The 26,280-nt window shown below is 70.9% G+C and carries 25 protein-coding genes, 1 rRNA gene and 1 riboswitch; of the genes, 7 read left to right on the top strand and 19 right to left on the bottom strand.

From position 1 onward, the window contains the following. Positions 1-44: 44 nt before the first annotated feature. A complete protein-coding gene (locus ACWDX6_RS23590) occupies positions 45-1,376 on the bottom strand; it encodes an aminotransferase class I/II-fold pyridoxal phosphate-dependent enzyme (protein WP_451486866.1) in 1,332 nt (443 codons plus the stop codon). A gap of 35 nt (positions 1,377-1,411) precedes the next feature. On the opposite strand from ACWDX6_RS23590, the gene ACWDX6_RS23585 reads away from it, so the two are divergent. After that, a complete protein-coding gene (locus tag ACWDX6_RS23585; RefSeq protein WP_451486865.1) occupies positions 1,412-2,074 on the top strand; it encodes a pyridoxamine 5'-phosphate oxidase family protein in 663 nt (220 codons plus the stop codon). A 10-nt stretch (positions 2,075-2,084) separates the two neighbouring features. Further along, positions 2,085-2,741: an FMN-binding negative transcriptional regulator gene (locus ACWDX6_RS23580; RefSeq protein ID WP_451486864.1), complete on the top strand. Its 657-nt coding sequence runs from the start codon at positions 2,085-2,087 to the stop codon at positions 2,739-2,741. Between the two features lie 70 nt (positions 2,742-2,811). Here the strand turns inward: ACWDX6_RS23580 and ACWDX6_RS23575 are convergent, their stop codons facing one another. The 3 genes from ACWDX6_RS23575 to ACWDX6_RS23565 form a co-directional block, all read right to left on the bottom strand. Next, on the bottom strand, positions 2,812-3,834 hold the full coding sequence (locus ACWDX6_RS23575; protein WP_451486863.1) for a DMT family transporter: 1,023 nt from the start codon (positions 3,832-3,834) through the stop codon (positions 2,812-2,814). A 161-nt stretch (positions 3,835-3,995) separates the two neighbouring features. Next, positions 3,996-4,982 carry an EamA family transporter gene (locus tag ACWDX6_RS23570; RefSeq protein ID WP_451486862.1) on the bottom strand — a complete coding sequence of 329 codons (987 nt, stop codon included), beginning with the start codon at positions 4,980-4,982 and terminating at the stop codon, positions 3,996-3,998. A gap of 41 nt (positions 4,983-5,023) precedes the next feature. After that, positions 5,024-5,656: a Clp protease N-terminal domain-containing protein gene (locus tag ACWDX6_RS23565; RefSeq protein ID WP_451486861.1), complete on the bottom strand. Its 633-nt coding sequence runs from the start codon at positions 5,654-5,656 to the stop codon at positions 5,024-5,026. A gap of 195 nt (positions 5,657-5,851) precedes the next feature. Between ACWDX6_RS23565 and ACWDX6_RS23560 the strand changes: the two genes are divergently transcribed. Then, the gene (locus ACWDX6_RS23560) at positions 5,852-6,055 is read left to right on the top strand and encodes a hypothetical protein (RefSeq protein WP_451486860.1); all 204 of its coding nucleotides are present in this window, start codon (positions 5,852-5,854) and stop codon (positions 6,053-6,055) included. A 219-nt stretch (positions 6,056-6,274) separates the two neighbouring features. On the opposite strand, the gene ACWDX6_RS23555 is transcribed toward ACWDX6_RS23560, so the two are convergent. Further along, positions 6,275-6,913 (bottom strand): PadR family transcriptional regulator, encoded by a 639-nt coding sequence (locus ACWDX6_RS23555; RefSeq protein WP_451486859.1) that lies wholly within the window; start codon positions 6,911-6,913, stop codon positions 6,275-6,277. A 220-nt stretch (positions 6,914-7,133) separates the two neighbouring features. Here ACWDX6_RS23555 and ACWDX6_RS23550 point away from each other — a divergent pair, with 220 nt between their 5' ends. After that, positions 7,134-7,943, top strand: coding sequence for a PhzF family phenazine biosynthesis protein (locus ACWDX6_RS23550; protein ID WP_451486858.1), 810 nt, complete (start codon positions 7,134-7,136; stop codon positions 7,941-7,943). Between the two features lie 40 nt (positions 7,944-7,983). On the opposite strand, the gene ACWDX6_RS23545 is transcribed toward ACWDX6_RS23550, so the two are convergent. Beyond that, positions 7,984-8,763 (bottom strand): CPBP family intramembrane glutamic endopeptidase, encoded by a 780-nt coding sequence (locus ACWDX6_RS23545; RefSeq protein ID WP_451486904.1) that lies wholly within the window; start codon positions 8,761-8,763, stop codon positions 7,984-7,986. 131 nt (positions 8,764-8,894) lie between these two features. Beyond that, entirely contained in the window at positions 8,895-10,394 is a 1,500-nt protein-coding gene (locus ACWDX6_RS23540) for a glutamate-cysteine ligase family protein (RefSeq protein WP_451486857.1), read from the bottom strand. A gap of 482 nt (positions 10,395-10,876) precedes the next feature. On the opposite strand from ACWDX6_RS23540, the gene ACWDX6_RS23535 reads away from it, so the two are divergent. Together ACWDX6_RS23535 and ACWDX6_RS23530 are read left to right on the top strand one after the other, a co-directional pair. Beyond that, the gene (locus ACWDX6_RS23535; protein ID WP_451486856.1) at positions 10,877-11,476 is read left to right on the top strand and encodes a hypothetical protein; all 600 of its coding nucleotides are present in this window, start codon (positions 10,877-10,879) and stop codon (positions 11,474-11,476) included. A 331-nt stretch (positions 11,477-11,807) separates the two neighbouring features. Continuing rightward, positions 11,808-12,014 carry a DUF5999 family protein gene (locus ACWDX6_RS23530; protein ID WP_356886323.1) on the top strand — a complete coding sequence of 69 codons (207 nt, stop codon included), beginning with the start codon at positions 11,808-11,810 and terminating at the stop codon, positions 12,012-12,014. A 96-nt stretch (positions 12,015-12,110) separates the two neighbouring features. Here the strand turns inward: ACWDX6_RS23530 and gcvP are convergent, their stop codons facing one another. Beyond that, positions 12,111-14,996 (bottom strand): aminomethyl-transferring glycine dehydrogenase, encoded by a 2,886-nt coding sequence (gene gcvP, locus ACWDX6_RS23525; protein WP_451486855.1) that lies wholly within the window; start codon positions 14,994-14,996, stop codon positions 12,111-12,113. A 178-nt stretch (positions 14,997-15,174) separates the two neighbouring features. Continuing rightward, positions 15,175-15,273, bottom strand: a riboswitch (glycine riboswitch). Positions 15,274-15,396: 123 nt separating this feature from the next. On the opposite strand from gcvP, the gene ACWDX6_RS23520 reads away from it, so the two are divergent. Then, complete coding sequence (locus tag ACWDX6_RS23520; protein ID WP_403295521.1) at positions 15,397-15,759, top strand: PRC-barrel domain-containing protein; 363 nt, start codon at positions 15,397-15,399, stop codon at positions 15,757-15,759. A gap of 188 nt (positions 15,760-15,947) precedes the next feature. Here the strand turns inward: ACWDX6_RS23520 and ACWDX6_RS23515 are convergent, their stop codons facing one another. The 11 genes from ACWDX6_RS23515 to rrf form a co-directional block, all read right to left on the bottom strand. Further along, the gene (locus ACWDX6_RS23515; RefSeq protein ID WP_451486854.1) at positions 15,948-17,309 is read right to left on the bottom strand and encodes a DNA polymerase IV; all 1,362 of its coding nucleotides are present in this window, start codon (positions 17,307-17,309) and stop codon (positions 15,948-15,950) included. Between the two features lie 110 nt (positions 17,310-17,419). Then, positions 17,420-18,055 carry a MerR family transcriptional regulator gene (locus ACWDX6_RS23510; RefSeq protein WP_451486853.1) on the bottom strand — a complete coding sequence of 212 codons (636 nt, stop codon included), beginning with the start codon at positions 18,053-18,055 and terminating at the stop codon, positions 17,420-17,422. 230 nt (positions 18,056-18,285) lie between these two features. Next, on the bottom strand, positions 18,286-18,759 hold the full coding sequence (locus ACWDX6_RS23505; RefSeq protein WP_158985224.1) for a bifunctional nuclease family protein: 474 nt from the start codon (positions 18,757-18,759) through the stop codon (positions 18,286-18,288). A 53-nt stretch (positions 18,760-18,812) separates the two neighbouring features. After that, a complete protein-coding gene (gene ftsR, locus ACWDX6_RS23500; protein ID WP_451486852.1) occupies positions 18,813-19,556 on the bottom strand; it encodes a transcriptional regulator FtsR in 744 nt (247 codons plus the stop codon). 29 nt (positions 19,557-19,585) lie between these two features. Continuing rightward, entirely contained in the window at positions 19,586-20,527 is a 942-nt protein-coding gene (locus tag ACWDX6_RS23495; protein ID WP_451486903.1) for an FHA domain-containing protein, read from the bottom strand. An 81-nt stretch (positions 20,528-20,608) separates the two neighbouring features. After that, positions 20,609-21,460, bottom strand: a complete 852-nt coding sequence (locus ACWDX6_RS23490) for a DUF881 domain-containing protein (RefSeq protein WP_451486851.1) — start codon at positions 21,458-21,460, stop codon at positions 20,609-20,611. Between the two features lie 5 nt (positions 21,461-21,465). Beyond that, complete coding sequence (locus tag ACWDX6_RS23485) at positions 21,466-21,798, bottom strand: small basic family protein (RefSeq protein ID WP_015032176.1); 333 nt, start codon at positions 21,796-21,798, stop codon at positions 21,466-21,468. Beyond that, positions 21,795-22,724, bottom strand: coding sequence for a DUF881 domain-containing protein (locus ACWDX6_RS23480; RefSeq protein ID WP_451486850.1), 930 nt, complete (start codon positions 22,722-22,724; stop codon positions 21,795-21,797). Before ACWDX6_RS23480 ends, ACWDX6_RS23485 begins: the two co-directional genes overlap by 4 nt. Before the next feature lie 101 nt (positions 22,725-22,825). After that, on the bottom strand, positions 22,826-25,321 hold the full coding sequence (locus tag ACWDX6_RS23475; protein WP_451486849.1) for a sugar phosphate nucleotidyltransferase: 2,496 nt from the start codon (positions 25,319-25,321) through the stop codon (positions 22,826-22,828). Between the two features lie 116 nt (positions 25,322-25,437). Then, positions 25,438-26,046, bottom strand: a complete 609-nt coding sequence (locus tag ACWDX6_RS23470) for a CDP-alcohol phosphatidyltransferase family protein (RefSeq protein ID WP_451486848.1) — start codon at positions 26,044-26,046, stop codon at positions 25,438-25,440. 146 nt (positions 26,047-26,192) lie between these two features. After that, positions 26,193-26,280, bottom strand: a 5S ribosomal RNA gene (gene rrf, locus ACWDX6_RS23465); the annotation flags it as partial.

The raw sequence follows: 26,280 nt of genomic DNA, 5'->3' as shown, positions 1-26,280 counted from the left end.
GAGCCCCACGCCCGCCCCGAGGAGAGCCCAGCCGGCCTCCCGCCTCAGCCGTAACTCCGCGCCGGCGCAGGACCCGCCGCGTCGGCGACCGCGTCGGCCAGGGGCTCGATGTCGTCCATGGCCAGGCCGGAGACGGTCAGCCGGACGGCCGGCCCGGCGTTCATCCGGAAGCGGGCTCCCGGAGCCACCGCCCAGCCCGCGCCGAGGAGTCGCGCCACGGCCCCCGTCTCGTCGGCGACCGGCACCCACACGTTCATTCCGCTGCGGCCGTGCGCCTCGACCCCGCGTCGCCCGAGGGCGCGCACGAGCCCGTCGCGCCGTCGGGCGTAGGAGCCCGCGACGGCCGCCGCGTCCACCGCGCCGGTGGCCCACAGATGCGCGACGGCTCGCTGGAGCAGTCTGCTGACCCAGCCGGGGCCGAGCTGTTGGCGCCCCAGCACCCGGTCGACGGTCTCCGCGTCCCCGGTCAGCGTGGCGATCCGCAGATCCGGTCCGTACGCCTTGGCGACCGAGCGGACCATCGCCCAGCGGTCGGTCACACCGGCCAGCGGGTGCAGCGGAAGGTCGACGATGCCGTGGCCGTGGTCGTCCTCGATGAGCAGCACGTCCGGGTGGGCGGCGAGGACGCGCCGCAGCTCCTCGGCGCGGCGCGCGGTCACCGCAGCGCCGGTCGGGTTCTGCGCCCGGGCGGTGACGATCGCCGCCCGCGCCCCTTGCCGCAGCGCCCGCGCCATGTCGTCCGGCAGCGGCCCCTCGTCGTCGACCGCGACCGGCACCGGCCGCAGCCCGAGCGCCGGGACCAGGTCGAGGAGACTCCCCCACCCGGGGTCCTCGACGGCGACCCCGTCCCCCGGCCTGAGGTGGACGGCGAGGACCCGCTCGATGGCGTCGAGCGACCCCGAGGTGACGGCGATCGGCCCGTCGGGCACTCCGTCCGCGTCCAGCGCGGCCCGCGCGAGCCGGGCGAACTCCTCGTCGACCGGCGCCTCGCCGTACATCCCGGGCCGCTCGGCCGCCTGCCGGGCCGCCTCCGCGAGCGCGGGTCCCAGCGCCGGCAGCAGCGCGGGGTCCGGGTTGCCCCGGCCGGCGTCCCGGACACCGGCCGGTGCCTCCACACGGATCGACCCGCGAGCCGTGGTCGCGGGCCTCGCCCGCACCCGGCTGCCGCGCCGGCCGTCCGTCTCGATGACCCCGCGCTCGCGCAGGGTGCGGTACGCGGCCGCGACCGTATTGGGGTTCACCCCGAGGGCGCCGGCCAACTCCCGCATGGCAGGGATCACTTGCCCTGGTTCCAGGGCACCCGTGGCCACCCCCCGCTCCACGCTCGCGGCAATCTCCGATGCGCGACGACCTTCGATCCGATACTCTCCTAGCACAAACAGGATTATGCACTAGAGCAATGGAGAGCGCAATGACGGACACCTACGAGCGGACCGAGCGGACCTTCCCCACACGGGGGCGCGACCGTGCCTCGTACGACCGCGCCTTGGTGCACTCGATACTCGACGAGGCGTACGTCTGCCACCTCGGCTTCGTCCGCGACGGCGCCCCGGTCGTGCTGCCGACCCTGTACGGCCGGATCGGTGAACGCCTCTACGTCCACGGTTCGACCGGCTCCCGACCGTTGCGCATGGCGGGCAAGGGGGCCGAGGCTCCCGGGCTGCCCGTCTGTCTGACCGTCACCCATGTCGACGGCCTGGTCCTGGCCCGGTCCGCCTTCCACCACTCGATCAACTACCGCTCCGTCGTGGTCCACGGCACCGCCCACCAGGTGACCGACCCCGAGGAACGGCGCACCGCCCTGGACGCCCTGGTCGACCACGTCGTCCCCGGCCGGTCCCACGACGCGCGCCCGGCCGACGACAAGGAGCTCGCCGCCACGGCCGTCCTCCGTCTCGACCTCGACCAGGTCTCCGCCAAGGTCCGCACCGGCGGCCCCAACGACGAGCCCGAGGACCTCACGCTCCCCCACTGGGCCGGTGTCGTCCCCGTACGCCCGGCCTACGGCACCCCGATTCCGTCCGAGGACCTCGATCCGGCGATCGCCCTGCCCGACTACCTCTCCCTCGGCTGAGGGCCGCGCCATGCTGATCCATCCCTGGGACTCCGTTCAGGACGACGACGAGTGGCGCTCCTGGCTGACCGGCCACGACTTCGGCCAGCTCGCGGTCAACGGCCGGCCCGGCGAGCCGCCGTGGGTGCAGCCGACGCACTTCCGGTACGACTCCGAGCCTGGCCGGTACGGGCAGGTGATCGCCCATCTCGCCCGTCCCAACCCGGTGTGGGCGGCGCTGGAGGAGAACCCGACGGTCCTGCTGAGCGTGGTGGACGACTATGTGTACGTTCCCGGCCCGTGGGCGGCGCCAGAGGGGGCCCCGGCCGAGCACGGCACCCCCACCTCGTTCTACGCCGCCGTCCAGCTGCGCTGCACCGCGCGGGTGGTAGACGACCCGGCCGAGAAGGCGGAGCTGCTCAACCGCCAGGTCGCCCACTTCCAGCCGGAGGGCGGCACGGCTCCCGTCACGGTCGGCGAGGCGCCCTTCGGACGGCTCCTGTCGGGCCTGCGGGTACTGCGCCTCGATGTGACGGACGTCCGCGCCAAGTTCAAGTACGCGAACCACAAGCCGGAGGCGGTCCAGAACCGGATCGCCGAGGGTCTCGCGCGCCGCGCCGGCCCGGGCGACGCCGCCGCCCGCACCCACCAACTCCGCCGCCGCGCCGGCTCCGGCACCACGACGTGACGGGGTGGGCGGCGGACCGCTACGGCCAGGGCGCCCGCACCCCCGCCCCGTAGCGGTCCGCCGCGAGTCACTACACCTGGCCCCGTACCTCCTCGCGGGACGCGGCGGCCGTGCGGGTCTCCGAGGCCGCCAGGCCCACGACGGCCGCGAGGAGCAGAAGGGTGCCGGTCACGGTGGCGGCGGTGAGTCGCTCACCGAGGGCGGTGACCGCCAGCAGCGACGCGCTCACCGGCTCCAGGAGCATGATCACGGAGACCGTCGCGGCGCGGACGGCGGCCGCTCCGGTGAAGTAGAGCGCGTACGCCAGCGCCGTCGGGACGGCCGCCACGTACACCAGCAGGCCCAGCACCCGCAGCGGCTCGGCCGTGTGCGGAACGAGCCCCTCGATGATCGCGGCCGGCAGCAGACCGGCCGCTCCGATCGCGAAGGCCCACGCGGTCGTCGACAGGGCGTCCGACGGCCCGCCGTCCCGTCCCAGCCACCGGGTGAGCAGGGTGACCGCCGAGTACCCGGCCGCCGAAAGGACTGCGAGGGCCACGCCCAGCGGCCGGACGCCACCGCCGTCGTCGCCCAGGACGAGGACGGCGAGCCCGGCGAGGGCCCCGGCGACGGCCGCGATGCCGCCGCGCCCGAGCCGTTCGCCGAGGGTCAGCCGGGCGCCGACGGCGATGAGGACCGGCCCCGCGCCCAGCGTGACCAGGGTGCCGACCGCGAGGCCGGTCGCCTCGACGGCGGCGAAGTAGGCGCCCTGGAAGACGCCCATGGAGATCCCCGTACCGAGGATGCGGATCAGCCGTCGGCGCCGGGGCTCGGCCGGGCGGCCCCCGGCGCGCCGGGGCCGTAGGGCCAGCGCCCCGAGGAGCAGCACCAGGCCGCCGGCCGAGCGCCAGAAGGACAGGGCGAGCGGTCCCAGGTCGCTGCCCCGGAAGATCAGCGAGGCGGCGGCACCGGCCGTGCCCCAGGCGATTCCGGCGACGGCGAGACAGAGGAGGCTCCGCCCGACGGCGGGCGTGGCCGCCGCCGGGGCCCCGGACGCAGGCGCGGACGCGGATACGTCCGCGCGGGAGAGAGCGGAGGAGGGGGATTTCGACACGTACTTCTCCGTGTGAAGACGGGTGAGGTGGTCGCTCGACTGCGCACGGGGGCAGCGAGGACCCGCTCGGGGACTGCCCGAGCCCGGTCTTCGTCAGGGAGAGTGCCGCCCGCGCCTAGGCGGCGGGGGGCGAAAGTACGGTCTTCATCATGATCGTCACCCTAGAGGGAGGCCCGGTCGGCCGACAACTCAGTTTCCCGGCCGGCCGTGCCCGTCCCGGCCACCGGGCCGGGCGGTGCGGTCTTCGGTGTCGAGGACTGGGCGATGAACGCGCCGACGAGGACCACCGCGCCGCCCAGGATCTGCGGGGCCGCGAGGTGTTCGCCGAGCAGCACCCAGGCGAGGACGGTCGCGATCACGGCCTCCAGGCAGGCGACGACGCCGGCCACCTGCGGTGAGAGCCGGCGCACCGAGATGACTCCGGTGACATAGGCGAGCACGGTGGCGATCAGCACGATCCAGCCGAGGAGCAGCCAGGCCGGCACGTCGGTGCCGTTCATGTCGGCGGTGCCGCCGAGAACCGGCCACTCCATCCCCCACGGGCGGGCGACGACGGTCAGGACGAGGGCGCCGAAGAGCAGTCCGTACGCGATGACGCCGAGTGGATCGGCCGGGTCGGACTCGTCGCCGCTCTGGTCGGAGAGGACGAAGTAGCCGACCTGGCAGCAGGCGGCGCCGAGGGCGAGGAGCAGCCCCAGCAGGTCGAAGCTCAGCCCGGACCAGACCTGCACCACGCAGGCGAGTCCCCCGACGGCGAGCACCACCCCGAGTGCGGCGGCACGGGTCACCGGGCGGCGCTGGACGAAGCGGACCCAGCCGAGGACGAGGGCGGGTGCGAGGTACTCGATGAGCAGCGCGACCCCGACCGGAATCCGGGACAGCGAGGCGAAGTAGAAGGCTTGGACGCCGGCGACGGCGAGCAGGCCGAAGCCCGCGAGCAGCGCGGGCTTGCGTCGCAGGAGGTCGCGGTGGCGCCAGGCCACGGGCAGCATGACGAGCGCGGCACCGGTCACCCGGAGCCACACGACATGCAGCGGGTCGAGTCCCGCCTCGATGAGCGGCTTGGCCGCCACTCCTGAACCACCGAATGCGAAGGCCGAGGCCAGGGCGAGTCCCGGGCCGGCGCTTCTCCCCTGAGACGCGTGCATCGGGCCATCATGACAGGGCAGCGTCAGGTGTGTAACCCCCGTTACACCTGTTGAGACAGCTCCCCGATCCGGTCTCCTAGAGTGAGCGGATCCACCCGTGCCCTGCGGAGCACCTCGACGGCCCGGCTGCCCGGATCAGCGGCGATGGCGGCGAGCAGATCCAGGCCACGGGCGCACGGCTCGCCGCGCGACGCGGCCCACTCGAAGGCGCTCGCCATGGCCGCGGCGGCCGAGGGCGACCACGCCGCCCTCCCCGAGGCGGCCGGTGTCAGGTACGACGCGTGAATCACGCCGCCCCCCGGCTCCGCCACGTACGAGTCGGTGCCGTCGGTGCCGTCGGTGCCGTTCCCCAGGGCTGCCCGCCGTACGAGATGTCCGCCGCCGGTCTCCTCGACCGAGCCCTGCCAGCGCAGCCCGTAACCGATGGAGCGCTGAACCAGATAGCCGAGGAGGCGGGCGCGCTGCGAAGGGTTCTCGAAGGCGGCGCCCACCTCGGGATCGGACTCGACGAGCGAGTGCAGCAGATGGGCGGTGTCGATCTGCCGGTCGCCGTCCCGGAGCGCTCTTCGGCGCGCGCCCGCCACGACCGCCGCGAGTTCGGCGGTGAGGCCGGAGGCGATGTCCGCGCGCCGGATCGGCGACTGCGGGGGCACGCGGTGGACGGGTCCTTGCACCCTCCCACCTCATCAGCCGCCGACGGCCGGAGCATCCCCGGTGAGAAGCATGTGCGCATCCCACCGGAGTCGGGCACGCCCGAGCGGTTCCTCGTTCTCGGGGATGAGATCGCGGGGGTTCGGTGTACGGGGCGCGCGCCGCCTTGCCTTGCGCCCGGACGCAACCACGGCCCCCTTCCCTAACGTCTCCCGTACATGTTCTGGATGGTCGCCCTTCTCGCGCTCGACGGGCGGCAGTACGTCTACCGCGTGTACGCACCGCGGGAGGCGCTGCCGGCCGATCTGTTCTGGGCCGCGTTCCACTGCCACGACGAGAGCGGCGGTCCTCGGGCCTCCGACTGGTTCGACTCGGCGCAGATCTGGTGGATCGGCGACATCGAGGAGCTGGCACGGAACTGACTGTTCATCAGTATGGAACGTTCACGGCCGTACGGCTACGTTCCGCGACACCGGAGCCCAACCGCGAACCGGACGCGTGAAGGGGTCGCCACATGGCCGAAGTGAGCGCGGAGACAAGCTGGCCGCCCTGGCGGCCTGACGCCGCACCGACGCTCTCACGGCACACGCGAAAGGGGCCCCGCGGCGGATCGCCGCGGGGCCCCTTTCCTCCCCGGCCGCTCAGTGCTCGTCGGCCAGGATCAGGTACAGCTTCTTGCGGGCGTCGTTGATGACCTCGACGGCCTTCTGCCGCTGCTCGGGGCTGCCGGTCTTCCAGACCTGCCCGAACGCCTCCATCAGACCGAACCCGGCCTGCCGGATCTCGTTCAGGGCATCCCAGTCGACCCCGCGCCCGGCCTCTTCCCAGGGGGCCTCCGGCCCCGACTCGGCCTCGGCGCGACCGGCGTCCGTGAGCGTGAACAGCTTCTTCCCGCCGTCGCTCGCACTGGCGATCAGCCCCTCGTCCTCGAGCAGCTGAAGGGTCGGATAGACGGAGCCGGGGCTGGGCTTCCACGCCCCGCCACTGCGCTCACCGATCTCCCGGATCATCTCGTAGCCGTGCATGGGGCGGTCCTTGAGCAGCGCGAGGATCGAGGCCCGCACGTCTCCGCGCCGGGCCCTTCCCCGTCCACCGCCCCCGCGACCGCGCCCGCCACCCCCGAAGGGGCCCCCGAACGGTCCCCCACCGAAGCCGGGCCCGAAGGGTCCGAAGGCGGCGCGCCGGCGCTCGAAGTCACCGCGGCCGAACTCCCCACGGCCGCGGTGGCCGGGTCCGGGGCCCCCATGACCATGCCCGTGCTCGTGTCCATGTGTACGCATCGCAACGCTCCTTCCATCGGGTTACATCGTTGCACTGTCGCGATGCGTCAACGATATATCGGAACCTTTCGTTTGCCAAGCGGTCCCACCACAGCCGGCGCCCCACCGGCGCGTGCCGGTGGGGCGCCGGCGAGCGGGCATCGCCGTGACAGGTCAACCGGTCCACTCACCCGCGATTGGCCTTGGCCCGCCGCTTTCCACCGGCGGTACGTTCCGGGGCATGCGGATTCGAATCGTCGACGCCTTCACCGACCGACCCTTCTCCGGCAATCCGGCGGGGGTCCTGCTGCTCGACTCCTTCCCGGACGACCACTGGCTCCAGAAGGTGGCCGCGGAGGTGAACCTCTCCGAGACGGCCTTCGCCCACCCCCTGCCGGCGGGCGGCGAGGCCGACTGGGCGCTGCGCTGGTTCACCCCGACCACCGAGGTCGACATGTGCGGTCACGCCACGCTCGCCACCGCGCACGTCCTGCACACCACCGGCGCGGCGACCGGCACCGTCCGGTTCGCGGCCCGGTGCGGCATCCTCAGCGCCACGGCCGAGGAGGACGGCACGATCACGATGGACTTCCCGACCTCGCCGGTGACCCCGGTACCGGTCCCGGACGGCCTGGAGAAGGCACTGGGCGTCGCGGTGGTCTCCGTCCACGACACCGCCGCCCACATCGGTGACCTCGTCGTCGAACTGCGCGACGAGGAGACCGTGCGCTCCGTGAAACCCGACTTCGCGGCCCTCGCCCACCTCTCCGACCGGGGTGTCATCGTGACCGCCGCCGCCCAGCGGCCCGAGCGCGGCTACGACTTCGTCTCCCGCGGCTTCTTCCCGGGCGTCGGTATCGACGAGGACCCCGTCACCGGCAGCGCCCACACGGCGCTGGCCCCGTACTGGTCCGCCCGCTTCGGCCGTGACGAGCTGACCGGATTCCAGGGCGGCGCCCGTACCGGCCTCGTGCGCACCCGGCTGCGCGGCGACCGCACCCTCCTGACCGGCCACGCCGTGACGGTCATCGAAGGTGAGCTGCGCGCCTGACCGCCGTACGCCCCTTCCCGCACCCCTGGGTTCCGTGCCCCTACGGGGTGGGCAGCCAGTCGACCTTCCCGGCCAGCAGGCCGTATCCCACGAAGGCCACGATGTCGAGCAGCGCGTGGGCCACCACGAGCGGTCCGACCCGCCCCCACCGCCGGTAGAGCCAGACGAAGACGACGCCCATCACCATGTTCCCGACGAAGCCGCCGACGCCCTGGTAGAGGTGGTACGAGCCGCGCAGCACCGAGCTCGCCACCAGGGCGGCCGTCGGCGACCATCCCAACTGGCCGAGCCGGCGCAGCAGATAGCCGACGACGATGACCTCCTCCAGGACGGAGTTCTGCACCGCCGAGAGGATCAGTACCGGGTACTTCCACCACACCTCGGGCAGTGACTCGGGCACCACCGTCAGGTTGAACCCCGACGCTCGCGCGATCAGGTAGAAGGCGAGCCCGGCGCTCCCGATCCCGGCCGCCACCAGCGCGCCTCGCCCGAGATCGGGCCACGGCCTCGACCGGTCGAAACCGATCGCCCGCAGCCCGGAGCCCTCGCGCAGCAGCAGATGCGCGACGAGGACGACCGGCACGAGCGCCGAGGCGATGCCGAAGAGCTGCCAGGCGAGGTCGAGCCAGGGGCGCCCCGGAGCGTACGAGCCGTTGAGCGTCGCCGCCTGGTCCTTCAGCCCACCCGGCTTGGTCAGCGACCCGATGAAGCTGATGAAAGCCGAGACACCGCTCGCTCCGAGCGAGAGCGCGAGGACGACCACCGTCTCGGACCGCAGGATCCTTCGCGAGGGCTCCTCAGGGGGAAGGGAACCGGCCACCACTCGTTGCTCCGACACCACACCTGTCTCCACTTCCCCATCGCTTCCCGGGTACGGAGATCATGCGTGACGCTCCTGGCCGGACGCCATTCCCCCCTCCTGCCGCCGCCCCGCCGCGCGGGGCCCGGCCCCTACGGGATGCCCACCGGCCAGGTGTGGACCGGCTCCCCCGCTCGCATCAGCTCGGCGTACCGCACGGTCGTGGCCGCGAGCGCCGCCTCCCGGTCGAGACCGGAGTCGAGCGCCCGGTGGAAGGTGTCGGCCTGCCATGACGCACCGTTGATCCGCCCGCGGCAGCGCTCCTCGATCACGCCCAGGTAGAAGTCGCGGTCCGCCGGCTCGACGCGCCAGGCATCGAGGCCGGCCGCGGCCAGCGGCAGCAGCTCGTCCAGGACCAGCCGTACGGCGGGGACCGCCGCGACACCGCTCGACCGGCCGGGCCGCGGCCAGCGCAGCTCCGCGTCGATCCCGTGGCGGCACGCGGTGTCGAAGTTCACGGCCGCGTCCTCGAACGGCAGCCGCTTCCACACCGGCCGGGCCTCTTCGGCCAGCGCCCGCACCAGGCCGTAGTAGAAGGCCGCGTTGGCCACGACGTCGGTGACGGTCGGCCCGGCCGGCAGGACCCGGTTCTCCACCCGCAGATGCGGGACCCCGTCCACCCAGCCGTACACCGGGCGGTTCCAGCGGTAGACCGTGCCGTTGTGCAGCACGAGCTCGCGCAGCCGCGGCACCCCGCCCCGGTCGAGGACGAGCAGCGGGTCCTCCTCGTCGCAGATCGGCAGCAGCGGCGGGAAGTAGCGCAGGTTCTCCTCGAAGAGGTCGTACGCGGAATCCACCCACCGCTCCCCGAACCAGGTCCTGGGGCGCACCCCCTGCGCCTGGAGCTCCGGCGGCCTCGTGTCCGTGGCCTGCTGGAAGAGCGGCGGCCGGGACTCACGCCACAGCTCGCGCCCGAAGAGGAACGGCGAGTTGGCTCCCACCGCGATCTGGACCGCGGCCACGGCCTGCGCCGCGTTCCACACGGCGGCGAAACGCTGCGGGGTGACCTGGAGGTGCAGCTGCACGGAGGTGCAGGCCGCCTCCGGCACGATCGACGTCGCGGTGCACGTCAGCCGCTCGACGCCGTGGATGTCGAGGGTGAAGTCCTCGCCCCTGGCGGCGACGATCTGGTCGTTGAGGAGGGTGTAGCGGTCGACCGAGGAGAGGTTCTCCGAGACGAGGTCCCCCTGGGCGAGCGTGGGCAGAATTCCGATCATGACCACGCTCGCGTCGACTTCACGGGCTTTGCGGTCGGCATATCCCAGACTGGTGGTGAGCTCCTCGGCGAGGCGGTCGAATACCCGTCCGTCGAGACGGTGCGGGGCGATGTTCACTTCGAGATTGAACATTCCCAGTTCCGTCTGGAAATCCGGGCTCGCGATCCGCTCCAGCACCGGCTGATTGACCATCCTGGGCATGCCGTCGTGACCCGCGAGATTGAGTTCGATCTCCAGACCCATGAGATTGCGCGGCCGGTCGAACCTCTTCTCCTCCAGAAGCCTCGCGAGCCCCGCCAGGCACTGCTGGAGCTTCCTGCGATATCGCTGCCGATCAGACAGGCCGAACCCGTCTGTCACGACCTTCTCCCCCATCGAAGCGTCCCTCCAGCATGGGCGGCCGCGGCGACGGCCGCGCGTGTCACGGACGATGATGCCCCAGCCTACTGATCCATAACGCCTGCGCGACAACCCCGTGGACCGATAGGCTGAAGAGAGTTCCCGTCCGGCACATCACCCAGGCACTGAACGCGGACATATTCCATCGACATAATTGCCGGAACCATGGGATCGATATTCGGCCGTCCACAGCGCGAACAACGTCGCAGGCCGGCGCCTCGGAGCCCACCGGGAAGCTGACGAATCACCACACAAAAAGGACCGGATGGGACCTTGCTTGTAATATCGGCGAGCGCTAGCGGAAACACTGTGTGAACGCCTCTCGTATAAACTCCGCGAACGAGGCAGAGTGTTGGCGCCCGGCCATGGCCTCATGGCCCCCTTCCGGCCCGGCAGCTGACAGCGCCGTCGTACCTGCCCACGCGTCACCGTGTCTCCTGAGCGAGAGGCGACCCACCATGCTCCGACCCTCACCGGCCCCTGCGCCGGCCCTGCGCAGTGTCCTCGCGGCCCTCGGTTCCCCCACCGCCGTCCGCGAGGCGCGCACGCCCGCCCTCCGAACCGCCCAGGGCCCGCTGAGCCCCGAACTTCCCCTGCCCGTACACGTCCTCGACGTACGGGACCAGGTCGTCCCCCCGGGACAGGCTCCGCGCACCCGGCTCACCGGCTGGCGCTTCCTCATCCGGGGCACCGACAGGGCCGTCGCCGCCGCGGACACCATGCTCACCCCCGACGGCTGGTCGTTCTCGCACTTCTTCGAAGGGCCGTACGTCACCGCCACGGAACGCGCCCTGCTCCAGGCCGACGCCCTGGCCACGCCGTACCAGCCCCGGCTGCTGTCCATACCGGAGCTGTACATGCTGACGCTCTGGCTGCACGGCGACATCGAGGCCGACGGCGCCTCGGGCGCGCCCGCACCCACCGACCTGCTGGTGCCGCTCGCTCCCGCGCCGCCGGGAATCGCCGCACACCGCCCGCACCGGGTCGCCGACCTGCTGCCCGTCCTCACCCTGCGCCTGGCGCCGCCGCCGCTGTTCGGCACGCCGGCGCCGGCCTGATCCGGCCCACCCCCTCCCCGCCCCGCGGCCGACCCGGTCGCGGGGCGGAGTTCCGTCCGGACCAGGTCGAACACCTGCGTCGAACGGCGCCCCTCGTACGGACTAGCCCTTTGGTGCTACTCCGAACCATCCGAAGTGACCTCCCAGTTGAGCTGAACCGCCCGCGAGGGTGATACGTCTTCATGCAGTAGGAAGAGCTGCCGCGAAATACCTGCGGATCGACGTCCGTGGGGGAACACTGGACCAACCGAACCGACAACGGGGGGCGGCCATGAGCACCGCATCGAGCCGCAGGACGACACTCATCACGACGCAGCGAAAGAACCCACCCATGTGCCAGCACCAGCCAGCCTGTCCCACCGCCGACTCCGCCGACCGGGAGGCGGCCCGCCTCATGGCACACCACCCGGAGCAGGGCTGGAGCCTGCTGTGCAACGGGGTCCTGCTCTTCGAGGACACCGGTGAACTGCTGCCGGACGGGCAGATCATCGCCCCGCACCGCCCGCTGAGGGTGGGGCAGGTGACGACCGCCGCCTGACGGCGGGGCGGTTCAGGCACCAGGACCCGTACGAGGGACCGAGAACACGACAAGGGCCGGCCCGGAGGAGACCTCCGAACCGGCCCTGACTCATGCTCAGTTGTCGTACTCGTCCAGCGGCGGGCAGGAGCAGACCAGGTTGCGGTCGCCGAACGCCCCGTCGATCCGGCGGACCGGCGGCCAGTACTTGTCCGCGGCCGAGACACCGGCCGGGAAGACCGCCTCGTCACGGGTGTACGGGTGGTTCCACTCGCCGCCCAGCGCGGCCGCGGTGTGCGGCGCGTTGTGGAGCGGGTTGTCGTCGGCGGGCCACTCGCCCGAGGCGACCTTCTCGATCTCGCCGCGGATCGCGATCATCGTGTCGCAGAAGCGGTCGAGCTCCGTCAGGTCCTCGGACTCGGTCGGCTCGATCATCAGCGTGCCGGCCACCGGGAAGGACATCGTCGGCGCGTGGAAGCCGTAGTCGATCAGGCGCTTGGCGATGTCGTCGACGCTGACACCGGTCGACTTGGACAGCGGGCGCAGATCGACGATGCACTCGTGGGCGACCAGACCGGCCGGGCCGGTGTAGAGCACTGGGTAGTGCGGCTCCAGACGCTTGGCGATGTAGTTCGCGGCGAGGACGGCGACCTGCGTGGCCCGCTTGAGGCCCTCGCCACCCATCAGTCGCACGTACGACCACGAGATCGGCAGGATGCCGGCCGAGCCCCACGGGGCGGCCGAGATCGGGCCGACGCCCGTCTCGGGGCCCGCGGCGGGCTGCAGCGGGTGGTTCGGCAGGTACGGAGCGAGGTGCGCGCGCACCCCGACCGGCCCGACACCGGGACCGCCGCCGCCGTGCGGGATGCAGAAGGTCTTGTGCAGGTTCAGGTGCGAGACGTCGCCGCCGAACTCGCCGGGCTTGGCGAGTCCCACCAGCGCGTTCAGGTTGGCGCCGTCGACGTACACCTGGCCGCCCGCCTCGTGCACCTGGGCGCAGATGTCGGCGACGTGCTCCTCGAAGACACCGTGCGTGGAGGGGTAGGTGATCATCAGCACGGACAGCTCGTCGCGGTACTGCTCGATCTTGGCACGCAGGTCCTCGACGTCCACCTCGCCGTCGTCGGCGGTCTTGACGACGACGACCTTCATGCCGGCCATCACCGCGCTGGCGGCGTTGGTGCCGTGCGCGGAGGACGGGATGAGGCAGACCGTGCGCCGCAGGTCGCCGTTGGCGCGGTGGTAGGCGCGGACGGCCAGCAGACCGGCCAGCTCGCCCTGCGATCCGGCGTTGGGCTGGATCGACACCTTGTCGTAGCCGGTGACCTCGGCGAGACGCTCCTCCAGCTCGGTGATGAGCGTGAGGTAGCCCTGCGCCTGCTCGACCGGGGCGAAGGGGTGGATCTGAGCGAACTCGGGCCAGGTCACCGGCTCCATCTCGGTGGTCGCGTTCAGCTTCATGGTGCAGGAGCCGAGCGGGATCATGCCGCGGTCGAGGGCGTAGTCGCGGTCGGCGAGCTTGCGCAGGTAGCGCAGCATCGACGTCTCGGAGCGGTGCGCGTGGAAGACCGGGTGGGTCAGGTACGCGTCGGTGCGCAGGAGCCCGTCGGGCAGCGTGTCCTCGGCGGCGGCGTCCAGGGCCTCGATGTCGGCGTCGACGCCGAAGGCGCCCCACACGGCGGCGAGCTGGGCGCGGCCGGTGGTCTCGTCGCAGGAGATCGACACGTGGTCGGCGTCGACGAGGTACAGGTTGACACCGGCCTCACGGGCGGCGGCGACGGCCTCGGCGGCCTTGCCGGGCACGCGGACGGTGAGGGTGTCGAAGTACGAGCCGTGCACGATCTCGACGCCACCGGCCTTGAGGCCCTCGGCGAGGACCGTGGCGTACCGGTGGACGCGCTGGGCGATCTGCTTCAGACCGTCGGGGCCGTGGTAGACGGCGTACATGCCGGCCATGACGGCGAGCAGCACCTGCGCCGTGCAGATGTTGCTGGTGGCCTTCTCACGGCGGATGTGCTGTTCGCGGGTCTGCAGGGCCAGGCGGTAGGCGCGGTTGCCGTCGGCGTCGACCGAGACGCCGACCAGGCGGCCGGGAAGGGAGCGGGCGTGCTTGTCCTGGACGGCCATGTAACCGGCGTGGGGCCCGCCGAAGCCCATCGGGACGCCGAAGCGCTGGGTCGTGCCGACGGCGATGTCCGCCCCCAGCTCGCCGGGCGAGGTGAGCAGGGTGAGCGCCAGCAGGTCGGCGGCGACGGTGACGATCGCGCCGATCTCGTGGGCGGCGTCGATGACGGGCTTGATGTCCCGGACGGCGCCGGAGGCCCCCGGGTACTGGATCAGCACACCGAAGACACCGCGCTCGGCGATCTCGGCGGGGATTCCCTCGCTCAGGTCGGCGACGACGACCTCGACGCCGGTCGGTTCGGCGCGGGTCTCGATGACGGCGATGGTCTGGGGCAGGGCGTCGGCGTCGACGAGGAAGACGCCGTTCTTGACCTTGCCGACGCGCCGGGAGAGGGCCATGGCCTCGGCGGCCGCGGTGCCCTCGTCGAGCAGCGAGGCACCGGAGGTGGGCAGACCGGTGAGGTCGGCGACCATGGTCTGGAAGTTGAGCAGCGCCTCCAGGCGGCCCTGCGAGATCTCCGGCTGGTAGGGCGTGTACGCGGTGTACCAGGCGGGGTTCTCCATGACGTTGCGGAGGATCACCGGCGGGGTGAAGGTGCCGTAGTAGCCGAGGCCGATCATCGGGGCGAGGACCTGGTTGCGGTCGGCGAGCCGGCGCAGCTCGGCGAGGACCTCGGCCTCGGTGCGGGCGTCGGGAAGGCCGAGCGCCTCGGCGCTCTTGATCACGTCCGGCACGGCGGCGGCCGTGAGCTCGTCGAGGGAGCCGTAGCCGACCTGCGCGAGCATCTTGGCCCGGGCTTCGGCGTCGGGCCCGATGTGCCGCTGTTCGAACGGGATGCCCTGCTCGAGCTCGGAGAGCGGAATGCGGTGGGCGGTCATGTACGGAGGCCTCCTGGTCGTCACGACCTGCGAGGGGCACCACGGCGCGGGTGCCCGGACGGCCTCCCCCTCTGTCATCTCAACCTGAGAGTTTCACCGGCACGCCGAAGGGCACGCCGGCTTTCACCGTCGGTGAGAGCGGATGCCGTCGGACGCCCGCCCTGCTTTCCAGAGTGACCTCGTCCGTGCGGTACAGGGGCCTGAGAGATTCCGGGGAGGATTTGCTCCTTCGGCGCCTCCGGAAGTTCTCTCCGGAGGACTCTCCCGCACGGGGTCGACAGCCACAGCCAGCCTACCAGCGCGGTTCCCGCTCCCATCGCTCAAGTGGCCGACATCCCAGATGTGCACTTTCGTAGTCTTTGAAGGTCTTCGAAGACCAGTCGCGACAGTTGGAGGGACCGTGCAGACCGACATCGATCCGCGCAGCCTGATCGGCCGCAAGGCGTTCGACCGCGACGGCAACAAGATCGGCACCGTGGACGAGGTGTACCTCGACGACGCGACGGGGGTACCGGAGTGGGCCGCGGTCCGCACGGGACTGTTCAGCCGGGACGCGTTCGTCCCTCTGGAGCCCAGCGAACTGGTCGAGGACGGTCTCCACGTCCCGTACGAGCGCGCCCTGATCAAGGACGCCCCCGACTTCGGTGTGGGCCGCCATCTCTCCCCGGAACAGGAGCTCCAGCTCTACCGCCACTACAACATCGCCCTGCCGCCGGTGCCGGACCACGACTTCGGCCACCTGGCGGGCCAGGAGGAAGCCTGACCGGCCGCTCGGGCCTCTCCAGCCCGGTTCGCCCCGGGCGGCCGCAGGCCGCGGCCTTCCCGGGGCGACCGCTTGTCCCCGCGCGAGCGCGCACGGCTCTTCTCCCCCGTGGGCACCACGTTGTACGTCCCAGAGCGATCCGGGAACCGCCGGGGGACGGTTCCTGGGCGATCGCCGCGGGACGGTTCCTAAGCGACCGCCGCCGTCCCCGCCCCGCCCCCCACCAGCGGCAGCGGGTCCGCCGGCTCCAGTTCCGGGTCGTCGACGGGGAAGGTCCGCACCCGCCCCGGCCCCGACCCCGGCTCCTCGAAGCGCACGGTGACCCGCCCGACTCCGCTGCCCTGCACCCACCCGGCGCCGTACACCGCGTGCCGTACGTCGTGCCCGGGCGCCCATCGCCGCTCGGCCGGCGCCGGCTCGACCGCCTCCGGCGCCGCGGGCGTCTCCCCCGAATCCTCCTCGGACGGCGGCTCCGCCGCCTCCGCCTGCGCGAACAGGTCCTCCTGCGTGTAGTCCGCCAGCCCGCTGACCCCCACGCCCAGCAGCCGCACCCCGCCCGTCGTGTCCACACCCTCCAGCAACCGGCCCGCCGCCTCCCGCACCACCACCGGATCGTCCGTGGGCCCGCGCAGCGTCTCCGACCGCGTCAACGTCGAGAAGTCGTACCGCCGTACCTTGAGCACGATCGTCCGGCCCGAGTGCCCGGAACCCCGGAGCCTGCCCACGCACCGCTCCGCGAGCCGCTCCACCTCCGTCCGGATCCGCACCCGGTCGTGCAGGTCCACGTCGAAGGTGTCCTCCACCGACACGGACTTCGCGTCCCTCTCGGCCACCACGGGCCGGTCGTCGTGCCCCTGGGCCATGCGGTACAGGGAGGCCCCGTGCGCCCGCCCCAGCAGCCGTACAAGCTCGTCCTCACCCGCTTCCGCGAGGTCCGACACCGTCGTCATGCCCGCCCTGCGCAGATGCTCCCCGGTGGCCGGGCCGACGCCCGGCAGGATCCGCACGGACTTCGGTCCGAGCAGCTCCCGCTCCGTGCCCGGCTCTATGAGCACCAGCCCGTCCGGTTTCGCCTCCTCCGAGGCGATCTTCGCCAGCATCTTGGACCCCGCGAGCCCCACCGACCCCGTCAGTCCCGTCGTCCCGAGGATGTCCCGGCGCAGCAGCTCCCCCGCCCTGCGGGCGCTCGCGCTGTCGTCGGCGACGCCCCCGGCCTCCAGGTCCACGAACGCCTCGTCCAGGCTGAGCGGCTCCACCAGGGGCGACAGTCGTCCGAGCAACTCCATGACCTGCTCGCTGATGGACCGGTAGAACGCGAAGCGGGGCACGAGATAGGCGGCGTTCGGCGCCCGTCTGCGCGCCTGAGCCATCGGCATCGCCGAATGGACGCCGAAGCGCCGTGCCTCGTACGAGGCGGTGGCGACCACTCCGCGCGGCCCGAGACCACCGACGACCACCGGTTTTCCGCGCAGGCTCGGTTTCGCCGCCTGCTCGGCGGCGGCGAAGAAGGCATCCATGTCCAGATGCAGAATCGTCGGCGCGGCTCTCACATCTCCGATGCTGCCCTACGCCACTGACAATCGGCTCGCACTCCCGTGCGGGCGCGCCCGGCACACGCTTCCCAGCGGCCGCTCGCCCGTCCGGGCGCCGTCCAGCGGACTCAGACGGCCCGGTCCCGCCGGCGTCGCGCCAGCTCGTCGCCGGGGTTGTGCCGGATCAGCGTCTCGCCCGTGTCCACGCGCTCCCCGTGCAGTTGTGAGAGCGCGGCCTCCACGTCTCGCCAGACCACTCCCACCGCGATCCCGAAAACGCCCTGTCCCCCTTGGAGCAGGTCCACGACCTCGTCGGGCGAGGAGCACTCGTACACGGTCGCGCCGTCGCTCATCAGCGTCATCCGCTCCAGATCGCGGAAACCGTGGGCACGCAGATGCTGCACGGCCGCCCGGATGTTCTGGAGCGCGACCCCGGTGTCCAGGAAACGCTTGACGATCTTGAGGACGACGACGTCGCGGAAGCTGTACAGCCGCTGCGTCCCCGAGCCGTAGGCGGGCCGTACGCTCGGCTCGACAAGGCCGGTACGCGCCCAGTAGTCCAATTGGCGGTAGGTGATCCCCGCCGCCGCGCACGCGGTGGGCCCGCGGTATCCCACGGTCTCCGTATCCGCGTCCTCACCCGTGGCCACGCCCGCACTCGGGTCCGTACCGAAGTCGCTCACACCGCCGTGAAGCGGATACGGACCGTTCTCACCGGGCGCACGCCCGAGGGAGCCCCCTGCCGTACCGTCGCCGCTGCTCATCACGCCGACCCTCCGTCCTTGACCTGCCCACACGAAGGTAGGCAGTCACTCGGGGTGCGTCAACGATCGCCACACTCGGCACGCCGAGTGATAATCACCCTGAGAGTGGTTTCCCGTACCCCTCTCCGGGGAAAGGCTACTCGAATGCGCTGACGCGCCCTCGGATCAGCACCCGGGCGGGACGGCACTTCGCCGCTTCATCCGCCGGGGCAGCACCTCGCCGGAACGCCTCACTGGCTGCTGGAACCGAAGTCCTCCGGCGAGATCTGGTCGAGGAATTCGCGGAACTTCTCCACCTCGTCCTCCTGCTCGTCCGGAATCGCGATACCGGCGTCGTCCAGGACACCGTCACTGCCGAAGATCGGCGTCCCGGTGCGCAGGGCCAGCGCTATCGCGTCGGACGGCCTGGCGCTCACCTCGACACCGCTGGCGAAGACCAGCTCCGCGTAGAAGACCCCTTCACGGAGGTCGGTGATGCGGACCTCGGTGAGCTCCTGGCCCACCGCCTCAAGAACGTCCTTGAAGAGGTCGTGCGTCAGCGGCCTGGCAGGAGCCATGCCCTGCTGGGCGAAGGCGATCGCGGTCGCCTCACCCGGTCCGATCCAGATGGGGAGGTACCGATCGCCTCCCACTTCACGCAGGAGCACGATCGGTTGGTTGGAGGGCATTTCCACCCGGACACCCACAACGTCGAGCTCGTTCACACAGCAACCCTAGGACGTGCTCGACCGGTTTGGGTAGTCGGGACCCCCCAAGGTCACTGCAACCGGATCCCCAGCGCCGTCTGCACCAGTGCCGCGTGCAGCCTCACGGAGAGCCCGGCGAGCTCCTTGGCGGTGGCCTCCGCATGTGCTCTGGTCTGCGGATTACGGTGCCGGCGCAGCGGCGCGACCATCTGTTCGACCAGCCCGGCCTCCCGGTCCGCGGCCGCTTTCACCGCCCGAAGATGGCGCGGTTCCAGACCGAATCTCCCCAAGTCCGCGACAAGTCTGGCGACGGTGACCGCCTCGGCGTCGTACCCGCCCTCGGCCGCCGGAGCGATGAGCCCGTACGACTCCCACTCCGCGAGCTCCTCCTCGCTCACCTCGGCGGCGGCGAGCAGCTCGGCCCGGCCCACCCGTGTGGCGGTCGGACGGTCGCCCTCCGCCTCCCAGGCACCCTCCAGCAGGTCCCGCTGGGGGCTCGGGGCGGGCAGCGTGATCTGTTCACCCCGGGCGAGGGCGTCGAGATGCTCGCGGATGACCTTCAGGGGAAGATAGTGGTCACGCTGCATCCGCAGGATCAGAGCGAGCCGCTCCACGTCCTGCGGGCTGAACTTCCGGTACCCGGAGGCCGTCCGCCGGGGCTCGACGAGCCCCTCGGCCTCCAGGAACCGGATCTTGGAGATGGTCACTTCGGGAAACTCGTCGCGCAGCTGATTCAGCACCGCGCCGATGCTGACCAGCCGGTCGCCCGCGGCGGCGGCACCGTGTCCGGCACCGCCCGTCGGTGTTCGCAGCATGGACCTTCCCTGAAGGCTTCTCCGAGGCGTTACGCGCCCCGCTGGCTCGAGTAGAAGACCAGCCGGTACTTGCCGATCTGGACCTCGTCGCCGTTGGACAGAACGGCCGAGTCGATCGGCTCGCGGTTGACGTACGTACCGTTCAGGCTGCCGACATCGGCGACCGTGAAGCTGCCGTCCTGCGCCCGACGGAACTCCACATGCCGCCGCGACACCGTCACGTCGTCCAGGAAGATGTCGCTCTGCGGGTGACGGCCGGCCGTGGTCAGCTCGCCGTCCAGCAGGAAGCGGCTGCCGGAGTTCGGGCCACGACGCACGACGAGGAGTGCCGAACCGGTCGGCAGCGCCTCGACGGCCGCCAGCGCCTCGGGCGACAGCGACGGGACGGCGGTCTGGCCGGTGACCTCGGAGTCGTACGCCTCCAGACCCGAGATCGAGATCGTGGACGTCGTCTCGGACGCGCGCTCCACGGGCACGCCGGCACGCAGGGGCGCACCGCAGTGGGAGCAGAAACGGCTGTCCGCGGTGTTGCGGTGACCGCACCTCGTACACACCGGCATGGACGCATCCTCCTGCCGCGGCTGGCCCGCGGAGGTCTGGGTCGCATACGGGTCGGGGGTGAACCCTCCACCCGTACCCGAGGTCGATGGTTCTCCGAAACCTATGCGGCCGGCACCGGCAGGGTCAACAGACGACGCGCCCTGTCCGCCCGGAATGTCACCGCCCTGGCCATCGACCTCGTCACGGAAGAGGGGGCGCTCGCCACCCTGTTCCTCACTCTGGGCATGGCGCGGCGCGCGGTGCTTGGCGTTGCCGCCGTCCTCGCGTGCGCTCTTGCCGAACAACTTCGCAAACAACTTCACGGGCGATTCCCCTTGACCGAAACAGACCCGCCCGTGGGGCAGGACGAACCCTGAATGAACACACCTGCCGACCCGGACATTCTCACAACGTCCGTATCCTCCGGACAGTTTCCACCACGCACCACGCTTGTGGTGCGGCGACCCCCCGCAACCTCTTGCCCTTGTCGCGTGACCGTCATGCACCCCGCCTCACTGCGAGGACGACTGAGCGTAGTCAGGCCGCTTCGCAGGTCGCAAGGCATCCACGACGATCTTCTCGGACCGGGCCACAGTGGCTGTGGCCTGCTCCTTCTCCAGGGTCTGGACGACTCCACCGGGGATGTTGAGCGCGGGCTCGAGATCCTCGGGCTTGCCGATGACCTTGAAGACGTACGGAGCGGCCACCTTCGTTCCATCGATCTCTATCGAACCGTCACCGCCGGAGAAATAGCTGTCTACCACCACCCGTACGTCGTTGACCTGGATCGCCTCGGCGCCGGCGGCGCGCAGCTCCTGGATGGCGTCGAGCAGCATGTCCGACTCGACCGCGCCCGAGCCGTCCGAGATGGTCAGCGTGATCCCCGGCCCCTCGGCCGCGACCGTGCCGGCCAGGATGCCGAGCTGCCGCTCCTTCTCCTGGGTCTGCTTCCGCGCCTCCTCGGCCTGGTCCGAACTGGACTCCAGCTCCGAGCGCTGGCTCTCCAGCCGCGCCTTCTCGTCCTCGAGTCGCTGCGTACGGTCGTCCAGCTCGTCCAGGATGCGCACCAGGTCCTCCTGGCGGGCGCCGCGCAGCGCGCTGTTGTCACTGGTCGAGCGCACCTGGATGGCGAGGCCGAGGCCCAGGACGAACAGCAGGACGGCGACGATGAGCTGAGCCCGGCTCACGCGCGGCGGCCACAGGCCGGCCTTCAGCCGCTGCCGGCCCGTGATGCCGTTCCCGGCAGCCGCCTCCTGATGAGCTTCGTCCCGGGGCCCCGGTTCCGGAGGAGCGGCGCTCTGCGGATTCGTGGGCGGGGTCTCGTTCTGAGGGGTTTCGTTCTGAGGCGTCTCGTCGTTGCTCATCGGCCTCACGCCCGGAACACATGGCGCCGGATGGCGGCCGCGTTGGAGAAGATCCGGATGCCGAGGACGACGACCACACCGGTCGACAGCTGCGCGCCGACGCCCAGCTTGTCGCCCAGGAAGACGATCAGTGCGGCCACGACCACGTTGGAGAGGAAGGAGACCACGAAGACCTTGTCGACGAAGATCCCGTCGAGCATGGCCCGCAGGCCGCCGAAGACCGCGTCGAGGGCGGCGACCACGGCGATCGGAAGATAGGGCTCGACCACCGCCGGAACCTCGGGCCGGACCAACAGTCCGACCACGACTCCCACGATCAGGCCCAGTACGGCGATCAAGATGTGCCCTTCCCTGTGTCGGCCGTGGCCCGCCCGGTGGCGTCGGCCGCCCCGGCTCCCCTCGGCACTGCTGTACGTACGATCAGGCTCGGCGCGGCCGGCAGGCGCACCTCGGCCTGGGCCGAGATGCTCGTCCGGATCCCGAAGTTCTCCCGCAGCGCGTGCAGGTACTGCCCGTCGGCGCTGTCCTGGAACGCGGTGCTCAGCCGCTGCCCGTCCCCCACCGCCAGCACGGTGTACGGCGGCACCAGCGGCTTGTTGTCGACCAGTATGGCGTCGCCGGCCGCCCGGATCGCGGACAGGGACGTCAGCCGCTGCCCGTTGATGGCGACGGCTTCCGCGCCGGACTCCCACAGACCGTTGACGATCCGCTGCATGTCCCGGTCGCGTACGCGCCCGGTGTCGGCGAACCCGCTGCTCTCCCGGGGGCCTCCGCCGCCCTGCTCGGTGCCCTTGGCGTCGTCGACCACGAGCCTCACCCCAGGGCCTCGCACCGGCGTGGCACCGGAGAGGAGCGCCACGAGCTCGGCCTGGTCTCCGCCGTGCTGCTCGAGCGCTTTGCGCTGCCGCTCCCCCACCTCGGCACGGATCTTCTCGACGTCCCCCTCCAGCTTGTCGGCCGCCGAGGTCTCCGCGTCGATCCTGCCGATCAGCTCCTGCCGCTCCTTGGCGACGACGGGCGCCGAGATCCGCGCCTCGGCGGCGCCGACGGTCACCGCCGCCGCGGCGAGGACCAGTCCGGCGGCCAGGCCGAGCTTGGCCCGCAGGGTACGCGGCAGACCGCCGCCCTCCGCCTCGCGCCGGGCCGACGCCTCCGCGTAGCCGTCGTCGAGCGCGTGATCCATCACGTTGTTCAGCAGCGACATGGACGCGTCCGGGCGCGGGGCGGGTGATCCGGTGCTCCGAACGGGGTGCTGCTGCGACATGCCGCACATCGTCGCACGTCGTACGGCCTACCGCCGAATGGCCCCACCGATGAGCCGGGAGGCGTCTCGCGACACCTCCCGGCTCTCCCTCTCTCCGTCGGTCAGTGACCGGCGCTCTCCACCACGCCCGCCCATTCGTCGAGGAGGGCCTGCGCCGAGGTGTCGTCGGGACCCTCCGCCCACAGATGGGTGACGGCTTCGGCGGGGTCGGGCAGGACCATCACCCAGCGCCCGTCCGCCTCCACGACACGTACGCCGTCGGTGGTGTCCACGGACCGGTCACCGGCCGCCTCGACCACGCGCCGCATGACCAGGCCCTTCACGGCCCACGGGGTCGCGACGTCACGCTTGAGCACATGCGCCCGCGGGATACGCGCGTCGATCTGGCTGAGCGTGAGCTGCGTCCGCGCGACCAGACCGATCAGCCGTACGAAAGCGGCCGCACCGTCGAAGACGCTGCTGAACTCGGGAATGATGAACCCACCGCGGCCGTCGCCGCCGAAGATCGTGGACTCCTCGCGGCCGACCCGGGTCAGATCGTCCGGCGAGGTCGTCGTCCACTCCACCTGAGTGCCGTGGTACGCGGCGACCTGCTCGGCGATCCTGGTGGTCGTCACCGGCAGCGCCACCCGGCCCGAGCGCCGCTCGGCGGCCACCAGGTCGAGCATGACCAGCAGCGATCGGTCGTCCTCGATGATCCGCCCTCGCTCGTCGACGAGCGAGAGCCGCTCACCGACCGGGTCGAACCGCACCCCGAACGCGGCCCGCGCCGAGGCCACGATCTCCCCGAGCCGGACGAGACCGGCGCGCCGGGTTTCGACCGTTTCGGTGGGGCGTGACTCGTCGAGACCGGGGTTGATCGTGAGCGAGTCCACCTGGAGCCGGCCGAGCAGGCTCGGCAGAACCAGGCCAGCGCTTCCGTTGGAGGCGTCCACCACCACCTTGAGCCCGGCCTCCGCGATTCCGGAGGTGTCGACGTTTCTCAGCAGTGAGCCGGTGTACGAGTCGAAGACGCTCGCCGGGAAGGAGAGGTCACCGATCTCGCCCGGGAACGCCCGCCGGTACTCCTGGCGCGCGAACACCCGGTCCAGCTTGCGCTGGCCGGCCTGCGAGAGGTCCGCTCCGCGTTCGTCGAAGAACATGATGTCCACGGAGTCCGGCACGCCGGGTGACGTCCGCAGCATGATGCCGCCCGCGCTGCCGCGCGCGGTCTGCTGGCGGGCCACGGGCAGGGGGACGTTCTCCAGGTCGCGTACGTCGATGGCGCTGGCCTGCAGCGCGGAGATCACCGCGCGCTTCAGCGCACGGGCACCTCTGGAGTGATCGCGCGCCGTGGTGACCGTCGAACCCTTCTTCAGGGTCGTGGCGTACGCTCCGGCCAGCCGGACGGCCAGCTCGGGCGTGATCTCCACGTTGAGGATTCCGGAGACTCCGCGTGCGCCGAAGAGATGCGCCTGGCCGCGGGACTCCCAGATGACGGAGGTGTTGACGAACGCACCGGCTTCGATCGTCTTGAAGGGGTACACCCGTACATTGCCCTGCACGATCGATTCTTCACCGACCAGGCACTCGTCCCCGATGACGGCCCCGTCCTCGATCCGGGCGGCGCGCATGATGTCGGTGTTCTTGCCGATCACGCATCCGCGCAGATTGCTCTGCTGACCGATGTAGACGTTGTCGTGAATGACGGCCTTGTGAAGGAAGGCGCCGCTCTTGACCACGACGTTCGAGCCGATCACCGAGTGTTCGCGGATCTCGGCGCCGGCCTCGACCTTGGCGTAGTCACCGATGTACAGCGGACCGCGGAGAACGGCGTCGGGATGGACCTCGGCCCCTTCCGCGACCCAGACACCCGGCGAGATCTCGAATCCGTCGAGCTCGACCTGAACCTTTCCCTCGAGCACGTCGGCCTGTGCCTTGACGTAGCTCTCGTGGGTGCCGACATCCTCCCAGTAGCCCTCGGCGACATAGCCGTAAATGGGCTTGCCTTCCTTCATGAGCTGGGGGAAGACATCACCCGACCAGTCGACCGGAACGTCCGCCTCGACATAGTTGAAGACCTCGGGCTCCATGACGTAGATGCCCGTGTTCACGGTGTCCGAGAAGACCTGGCCCCAGGTCGGCTTCTCCAGGAACCGCTCGACCTTGCCCTCCTCGTCGACGATGGTGATGCCGAATTCCAGCGGATTGGGCACGCGCGTCAGGCAGACGGTGACCATGGCGCCCTTCTCCTTGTGGAAGGCGATCAGGTCGGTGAGGTCGAAGTCGGTGAGCGCGTCGCCGGAGATGACGAGGAAGGCGTCGTCCTTCAACGCCTCCTCGGCGTTCTTCACGCTCCCCGCCGTGCCCAGCGGTTTCTCTTCGTTGGCGTACGTGAGCTCCATACCGAGCTCTTCGCCGTCTCCGAAGTAGTTCTTGACGAGGGAAGCGAGAAACTGCACGGTGACGACGGTCTCGTTGAGACCGTGCCTTTTGAGCAGGCGCAGGACATGCTCCATGATCGGCCGGTTGGCCACCGGCAGAAGCGGCTTGGGCATGCTCGAGGTCATCGGGCGAAGTCGGGTTCCTTCGCCACCGGCCATCACGACGGCCTTCATGTCTGAAGCGTCCTCCTTGAAGAGACGACGGTCCAGCCGATTTCGCCCTGCCACTCAGTGGCCCTCCAACGTCTTCGCTGTTGCCGGCCACGTTGCACGGCACAGGACAGACGGGCTCAATCGGCCGCGGTATCCGCCTTCACGAGTCGGCGGACCTGGACCACGTAGAGGATCCCTGCCCACCAATACAGAGTTGTACCCCATCCGGCGAAGGCCCACCCGAAAACTTCAGCGAGTGATGCAAGCCATCCGGTTCCGTCACTGAGCAGCAGCAGGGGGAACGCGTACATCAGGTTGAAAGTGGCAGCTTTACCGAGGAAGTTCACCTGAGGCGGCGGATAGCCGTGCCGGCGGAGGATTCCCACCATCACGAGCAACATCAGCTCGCGCGCCAAAAGGGCCAGGGCCAGCCAGAGCGGAAGAATCTCGCGCCAGGTCAGCCCGACGAGGGTGGAGAGAATGTAGAGCCGGTCGGCGGCCGGGTCCAGGAGCCGGCCGAGTCTGCTGATCTGGTTCCAGCGGCGGGCGAGCTTGCCGTCGAGGTAGTCGCTGACGCCGCTCAGCATCAGCACGAGAAGCGCCCAGCCGTCACTCTTCGGGCCACCGAACTCGGGACGGAGAATCAACCACAGGAAGAGCGGCACGCCCAGGAGGCGAGCCATGCTGAGGATGTTGGGGATGGTGAGCACCCGGTCCGTCTGAACGCGAGTCTCCTGGACCTCCATCCGGGGGCCTCCTGTGGGAACGTGCCGATGTTGCCCCCTGACCTTACCTTCAGCCACGACGGACGGGTGCACAGGGGTCGCTCGCCCTCCGGAACGCAAAAATGCCTCAACCCCCGGAGCATGTCCGGGGGTTGAGGCTAATGATTGTTCGGCGGCGTCCTACTCTCCCACAGGGTCCCCCCTGCAGTACCATCGGCGCTGAAAGGCTTAGCTTCCGGGTTCGGAATGTAACCG

The organism is Streptomyces sp. NPDC003027, from assembly GCF_053591435.1.
The sequence above is the reverse complement of the archived record's forward strand: the minus strand, read 5'-3'. Positions and strand labels throughout refer to the sequence as shown.